Annotated in this window: 7 protein-coding genes and 1 tRNA gene; 4 read left to right on the forward strand and 4 right to left on the reverse strand. The window is 67.7% G+C overall.

Annotation, left to right across the window (positions count from 1 at the left end):
• The 3 genes from V7026_RS10615 to bktB all read left to right on the forward strand — a co-directional run.
• Positions 1-377, forward strand: a 377-nt coding sequence (locus tag V7026_RS10615; RefSeq protein WP_334155358.1) for an EAL domain-containing protein, incomplete at its 5' end; no start/stop codon positions are given.
• 59 nt (positions 378-436) lie between these two features.
• On the forward strand, positions 437-1,855 hold the full coding sequence (dnaB, locus tag V7026_RS10620) for a replicative DNA helicase (protein ID WP_334155359.1): 1,419 nt from the start codon (positions 437-439) through the stop codon (positions 1,853-1,855).
• Positions 1,856-1,923: 68 nt separating this feature from the next.
• Positions 1,924-3,108, forward strand: a complete 1,185-nt coding sequence (gene bktB / locus V7026_RS10625; protein WP_334155360.1) for a beta-ketothiolase BktB — start codon at positions 1,924-1,926, stop codon at positions 3,106-3,108.
• 30 nt (positions 3,109-3,138) lie between these two features.
• Here the strand turns inward: bktB and V7026_RS10630 are convergent, their stop codons facing one another.
• Together V7026_RS10630 and V7026_RS10635 are read right to left on the reverse strand one after the other, a co-directional pair.
• The gene (locus tag V7026_RS10630) at positions 3,139-3,273 is read right to left on the reverse strand and encodes a hypothetical protein (protein WP_260682259.1); all 135 of its coding nucleotides are present in this window, start codon (positions 3,271-3,273) and stop codon (positions 3,139-3,141) included.
• A gap of 28 nt (positions 3,274-3,301) precedes the next feature.
• Positions 3,302-3,880 carry a LexA family protein gene (locus tag V7026_RS10635; RefSeq protein WP_334155361.1) on the reverse strand — a complete coding sequence of 193 codons (579 nt, stop codon included), beginning with the start codon at positions 3,878-3,880 and terminating at the stop codon, positions 3,302-3,304.
• A 119-nt stretch (positions 3,881-3,999) separates the two neighbouring features.
• On the opposite strand from V7026_RS10635, the gene V7026_RS10640 reads away from it, so the two are divergent.
• Positions 4,000-5,478 (forward strand): glutamine synthetase family protein, encoded by a 1,479-nt coding sequence (locus V7026_RS10640; protein WP_334155362.1) that lies wholly within the window; start codon positions 4,000-4,002, stop codon positions 5,476-5,478.
• 54 nt (positions 5,479-5,532) lie between these two features.
• Here the strand turns inward: V7026_RS10640 and V7026_RS10645 are convergent.
• Both V7026_RS10645 and V7026_RS10650 read right to left on the reverse strand, forming a co-directional pair.
• A tRNA-Asn gene (locus V7026_RS10645) sits at positions 5,533-5,608 on the reverse strand.
• 11 nt (positions 5,609-5,619) lie between these two features.
• Entirely contained in the window at positions 5,620-6,537 is a 918-nt protein-coding gene (locus V7026_RS10650) for a thiamine phosphate synthase (RefSeq protein ID WP_443082355.1), read from the reverse strand.
• Positions 6,538-6,557: the final 20 nt, after the last annotated feature.

Genomic DNA, 6,557 nt, shown 5'->3' on the forward strand with positions numbered 1-6,557 from the left:
ATCCGGAAGGCTGCATGAACTGCAAATCTGTGTCCAATCTACTGCGGGCGGTACACCTAAAAAAGCTGGGTTTTTACAAGCTCAAAATCGATCGCTCCTTCGTCATCGACATCGGGCGGGATCCCGACGACGAGGCCATCATCCGCGCCATCGTCCAGTTGGCGCAGACGCTGGGTATGCAGACCCTGGCCGAGGGGGTGGAAACATGGGAGCAGGCGCGCTTTTTGGCGCAGGCGGGCTGCGACCATCTGCAAGGCTGGCTGGTCAGTCCAGCCGTACCCGCCGACGCGTTCGAGGCTTTCGTCGCCGCGCACGATCCGCGCGCCTTCCTCGAGCGCTTGGGGGGGCCACCGCCGAGCGACGCCGGGCCCCGCTGACGGTAGCGCCGGGACGCCTCCTGCCCGCGCCCGGCGGCGTGCTGCCACAATCCGGACCGATGAGCGACGAACTGTCTTATCCCCTGCCGACCGATCCGGTCGTGCCCCACAACGACGACCCGCAGCTCACCCACTTGCGCGTGCCGCCGCACTCGCTGGAGGCGGAGTCCAGCGTGCTGGGCGGCCTGTTGCTGGACAACGGGGCCTGGGACCGCGTGGCGGATCTGGTGACCGAAACCGACTTTTACCGTCCCGAGCACCAGCGGGTGTTCGAGTCGATTGCGGCCTTGATCAACGCCAACAAGCCGGCCGACGTCATCACGGTGTACGAGCACCTGGCCAGCCTGGGCCGAGCTGACGACGTGGGGGGGCTGGCGTACCTGAATCAGCTTGCGCAGTTCGTGCCCAGTGCCGCCAACATCCGCCGCTATGCCGAGATCGTGCGCGAGCGCGCCATCCTGCGCAAGCTGATCGCCGCCAGCGACGACATCGCCTCGCAGGCGTTTGCGCCGCGCGGCAAGGCGGTCGCGACCATCCTGGACGAGGCGGAGCAGAAGATTCTGTCGATCGGCGAGGAGGGCAGCCGCATGAAGCAGGGCTTCCAGTCGATGGACAGGCTGGTGGTGGAGCTGCTCGACCGCGTGCAGGAGATGGCCGACAACCCCAACGATATCACCGGGGTGCCCACCGGCTTCATCGACCTGGACCGCATGACCGCCGGCCTGCAGCCGGGCGACCTGATCGTCATCGCGGCGCGCCCGAGCATGGGGAAGACGGCCTTCGCAATCAACATCGCCGAGCACGTGGCTCTCAACGAGGGGTTGCCGGTGGCGGTGTTTTCGATGGAAATGGGTGCGGCGCAGCTGGCGGTGCGGGTGGTCGGCTCCATCGGCCGCATAAACCAGGGGCATTTGCGCACTGGCAAGCTCACGCCCGACGAGTGGCCGCGCCTGACCGAAGCGATCGAAAAGCTGCGCAACATCTCGCTCTACATTGACGAGACACCGGGCCTGACGCCGTCCGAGCTGCGGGCCAACGCGCGCCGGCTGGCGCGCCAGTGCGGCAAGCTCGGGTTGATCGTGGTGGACTATCTGCAGCTCATGAGCGGCACCAACAGCGACGGCGAAAACCGCGCGACCGAGCTGGGCGAAATCTCGCGCGGCCTGAAGATGCTGGCCAAGGAACTGCAATGCCCGGTGATCGCGCTGTCGCAGCTCAACCGCGGGGTGGAGCAGCGCACCGACAAGCGGCCGATGATGTCCGATTTGCGCGAATCGGGCGCGATCGAGCAGGACGCGGACATCATCATGTTCATCTACCGCGACGAGTACTACACCAAGGACCAGTGCAAGGAGCCGGGCGTGGCCGAGATCATCATCGGCAAGCAGCGCAACGGCCCCACGGGCACGGTCAAGCTGGCGTTCCTCAACGCGCTGACCCGCTTCGAAAACCTGGCCGGCTACCACAGCGACTATTGAGGCAACGCTATGATGTCCGGCGGGGCGTGGCGTATTGCCCCCTGTTTTGCTTTTTCGGAGACCCCGTCATGACCCGTGAAGTCGTCGTCGTCAGCGCCGTGCGCACCGCCATTGGCACCTTTGGTGGCAGCCTGAAAGACGTGCCCCCCACCGAGCTGGGGGCCATCGTGGTGCGCGAGGCCCTGGCCCGCGCCCAGACGCCAGGGCAGGATGTGGGTCACGTCGTCTTTGGTCACGTCGTCAACACCGAGCCGAAGGACATGTATCTGTCTCGCGTGGCGGCCCTCCAGGGTGGCTGCGCCGAGGGTACGCCCGCATTCAACGTCAACCGTCTGTGCGGCTCGGGTCTGCAGGCCATCGTGTCGGCGGCCCAGTCAATTCTGCTGGGTGACTGCGACATCGCCATCGGCGGCGGCGCCGAGAACATGAGCCGCGCGCCCTTTGCCAGCCTGAATACGCGCTGGGGTGCCCGTATGGGGGACACCAAACTGGTGGACATGATGGTCGGTGCGTTGCACGACCCCTTCCACACCATCCACATGGGTGTGACGGCGGAGAACATCGCCGCCAAATGGGGCATCACGCGGGAAGAGCAGGACCGCCTGGCGCTGGAAAGCCACCAACGCGCCCAGCGGGCGACCGAGGCGGGTTACTTCAAGGACCAGATCGTCCCCGTCACGATCAAGACCCGCAAGGGCGAGGTGGCCTACGCGACCGATGAGCACTTCCGTCCCAACGCGACGATGGAAGAACTGGCCAAGCTCAAGCCCGTGTTCCTGAAAGAAAACGGCACGGTGACCGCCGGCAACGCTTCTGGCATCAACGATGCGGCAGCGGCCGTGCTTCTGATGGACGCCCGCACGGCGCAGGCGCGCGGCCTGAAGCCCATGGCGCGGCTGGTGACCTACGCGCACGCCGGGGTGGACCCTAAATACATGGGTATTGGCCCGGTGCCGGCGTCGCGCCTGGCGTTGCAAAAGGCGGGCCTGAGCGTCAACGATCTGGACGTCATCGAGGCCAACGAGGCCTTTGCCGCCCAGGCGTGTGCCGTCACGCGCGATCTGGGGCTGGATCCGGCCAAGGTCAATCCCAATGGTTCCGGCATCTCGCTGGGCCACCCGATTGGGGCGACTGGCGCGCTCATCACGGTCAAGGCCTTGCACGAACTGCAGCGCATCAACGGCCGCTATGCCCTCGTGACCATGTGCATCGGCGGCGGACAAGGCATCGCCGCGATTTTCGAGCGGATCTGAGGCTGCGCCCACCGACGCCGATCCCGGGTGTCAGTCGAGTTCGTACACCGACACCCGGGACGCCATCGCGATGGCGTTGAGGCGACACACGTCACGGGCCGAGGTGGCGCGGTTGAGCGCGCCCCCTTTGCCAGTGAGCTTGCGGATCCAGGCTTTGAGGCTCATGTCGCATCGTCTCCGTCTGAGGTAGGGGTCAGTCGTGGCGTCGGAACACCCCGACCACCACCCCCAGCACCTCGAGCGACTGGTGTGCGACGATGTCGGGGTAGTCGGGGTTGGCGGGCTTGAGCACCCAGCCTGCGGCGCCCTTGAGTGGGTACAGGTATTTGACGGTCAGCTCATTGTCCACCAGGGCCACCACGATGTCGCCGGCCTTGGTGGGGCGGTTGCGCTCGACCACCAGCATGTCGCCGTCGAGCATGCCCGCGTCCTGCATGGAGTCGCCCCGGACGCGGCAAAACACCGTGCGTTCCGGGTGGCGAATCAGATAGTCCTCCACCCCCACGCACTCCAGGCCAGCGGATTGGTCTTCCGGCTGTGGCAGCCCGGCCCGGACCTGGCCCAGCACCGGCAACGCAAAAAACTGGCGTGTCGGGGCGATGCGGCCGTCCACCCGCTCCAGGTAGCCGCCGTCCACCAATCGGCCGATCACCTTGAACACGCCGCCCGACGACGAAAGCCCGAGCACGTCGGTCAGCCGTGCCATGGAGGGAAAGGCCTTGTGCGCCTTCCAGTACACCCGCAGGGCGTTGAGGTGTTGATCGTCCGACATGGCAAGAACCGATACTCGAGTGAATGAATATTCACCATTGTGAGTAAATCGTGGGTGGCTGTCAACGGCGCGCGGCATCGGCCATGGACAGCATGGGAGGAACGCGCGGCCACGACGGCATGAGCGATTTCGCCCTCCGCTGCGGCGGGCACTCGCCCGAGCGGCAGCGGGCCGCCGATGCGGTGCTCGCCGCCATCGAGTCCGGCGGGTTGGGTCTGGTGCGCGTGGCATGGTGCGACATTCACGGCATTACCCGCGCCAAGGCCCTCACGCCGGCGGCCGTTCGCGCCGCCTTGCAGGGCGGGGTCGGCATGGTGTCCACTCTGCTGCTCAAGGACACGTCGGACCGCGCGGCGTGGCCGGTTTTCCAGCCGGGGGGAACGGCCGATCTGCCCGGTTTCGGGCAGGCCAACAACGTGGTGTTGCTGCCCGATCCGGCGAGTTTTCGGGTGCTGCCATGGCGGCCTTCCACCGGCTGGCTGCGCGCGCAGGCGTGGTTTGCCGACGGCCGGCCCGTCTCCTTCGACAGCCGCCGCCTGTTGCAGCGTGCGCTGCAGTGGCTGGCCGCGCGGGGCTATGGCCTGCGCTGTGGGCTGGAGGTCCAGTTCCACATCTACCGCATCGCGGACGACGACGCGCAAACCGACCCACGATGCGCCGCCTGGCCGGGTGAGCCCCCGGCGGTGCGCATGATCCATCCCGGCTACCAATTGCTCTCAGAGGCCTGGCTGGACCAGGCCGATGCCGCCCTGCGCATCGTGCGCCAGACGGCGCAAGGCTTGGGCCTGCCGCTGTCGTCGCTGGAAGCCGAGATGGGCCCCAGCCAGGTGGAGGCGGTGTTCGACGTCACCGATGCGCTGACGGCGGCCGACAACATGGTGCTGTTTCGCAACGCGGTGCGCATGGCGTTGCGCGAAGCGGGCTACCATGTCACCTTCATGTGCAGGCCGCCGTTTGCCCAAATCATGGCCAGCGGGTGGCACATGCACCAGTCGCTGGTCGATCTGGCTACCGGTGCCAACGCCATGTGCCGCACGGCGCCCGCGCCCAACTGCACTCCCAGCGACGCGCGCAGCGTGCTGTCAGACGCCGGTGCGCACTATATGGCCGGCTTGCTGGCGCATGCGCGCGGCATGGCCGTGTTCTGCACCCCCACGGCCAATGGCTACGGGCGCTTTCGCCCGCATGCGCTGGCCCCGCAGTCGGTGCAGTGGGGGCGCGACAACCGCGGCGCCATGCTGCGCGTCATCGGCGGTTGCGGCGATGCGGCCACCCGCATCGAAAACCGCATCGGCGAGCCGGCAGCCAATCCCTACCTGTACCCGGCCGCGCAGATCGAAGCTGGACAGGATGGCCTGGAGCGAGGGCTGCTGCCACCGCCTGCGACCGAGGACCCGTACGGCTCGACCGCCACCCCTTTGCCGACCAGCCTGGGTGAGGCGCTCGACGCCCTGGACCAGGACACGGTGCTGGCCGAGCGGCTGGGCCAGGATTGGGTGGCCTACATTCGCCAGATCAAGGGGCTGGAGTGGCAGCGCTACACCGCGGCCGAGGACAGCGAGGCCTTCGAGCGGCGGGAGTATTTCAGTCGGTTGTGAGCGGCTGGGAAAAGCAAAAAGCCCGCGCGAAGCGGGCTAAGTCATTGATTTTGCTGGCTCCCCGACCTGGGCTCGAACCAGGGACCTACGGATTAACAGTCCGGCGCTCTACCGACTGAGCTATCGGGGAACAGCTCTTCATTATAACCCTTCGCCGGCCCTTCTCTCCTGCGCGCCGGTCTGTAGGCGGGCCCAGGCGCGCATCAAGCTGGTCGCCGCTGCCTCGGGGGCATCCGCGCCGGTGATGGCCCGCACCACGGCGAACGACCCCACCCCGCTGGCTGCGATGGCGGGCAGCTCGGCCAGGCCGATGCCGCCGATGGCGACCGTGGGCACCTCGCGCGCCACGCGGGCGTAATGCGCCAGCCGTTGCGGCCCCTGCGGGGCGGTGGGCATGACTTTGAGCGTGGTGGGGAACACGGCCCCCAGCGCCAGGTAGCTGGGCCCCACGCGCCAGGCCCGCGCCATTTCGGCGTAGCCGTGGGTGCTGAGCCCTAGGCGCAGCCCGCTGTCGCGCAGGCGGGCCAGATCGTCCGTCGTCAGGGCGTCCAGATCCTCTTGCCCCAGGTGGACGCCATAGGCACCGGCGTCGATGGCGTCGCGCCAGTGGTCGTTGATGAATAGTTGCGCAGGCGTGCCGCGCACGGCGGCGACGGCAGCGCGCACTTCGAGGGCGATGCGTTGGGGATCGGGGTGTTTGAAGCGCAGTTGCAGTGTGGGCACCCCAGCACGTGCCAAGCGAGCCACCCATGCCGCGTCCGGCAACACCGCGTACAGCCCCAGCCGATGCGGGCAGGGGGCAAAGCGGGCCGCGGGCGGGTCGAACCCGAAATCCGCCGGATCGTCCGGCCAGTCGGCGGGGTCGAACGGGCGGTGGGCGCTGCGCCGGGCCCAGGCCTGCGCCACGCACTGCGCATCCCCATCCACGAAGCCGAGGCGACGCGCCGCGGCATAGGCGACGGCCTGCACGGTGCCATCGGCGGGGGTGGCAGTGGGGTCGGCGTCGCGCTCGATCCGCAGCGCACGGTGGTGTTGCACGATGGCGTCCACCGCGGACAGGGGAGCGTCGAGGACAGCGG

This window comes from Tepidimonas sp. (assembly GCF_036825565.1).
Classification (GTDB): Bacteria; Pseudomonadota; Gammaproteobacteria; order Burkholderiales; family Burkholderiaceae_C; genus Tepidimonas.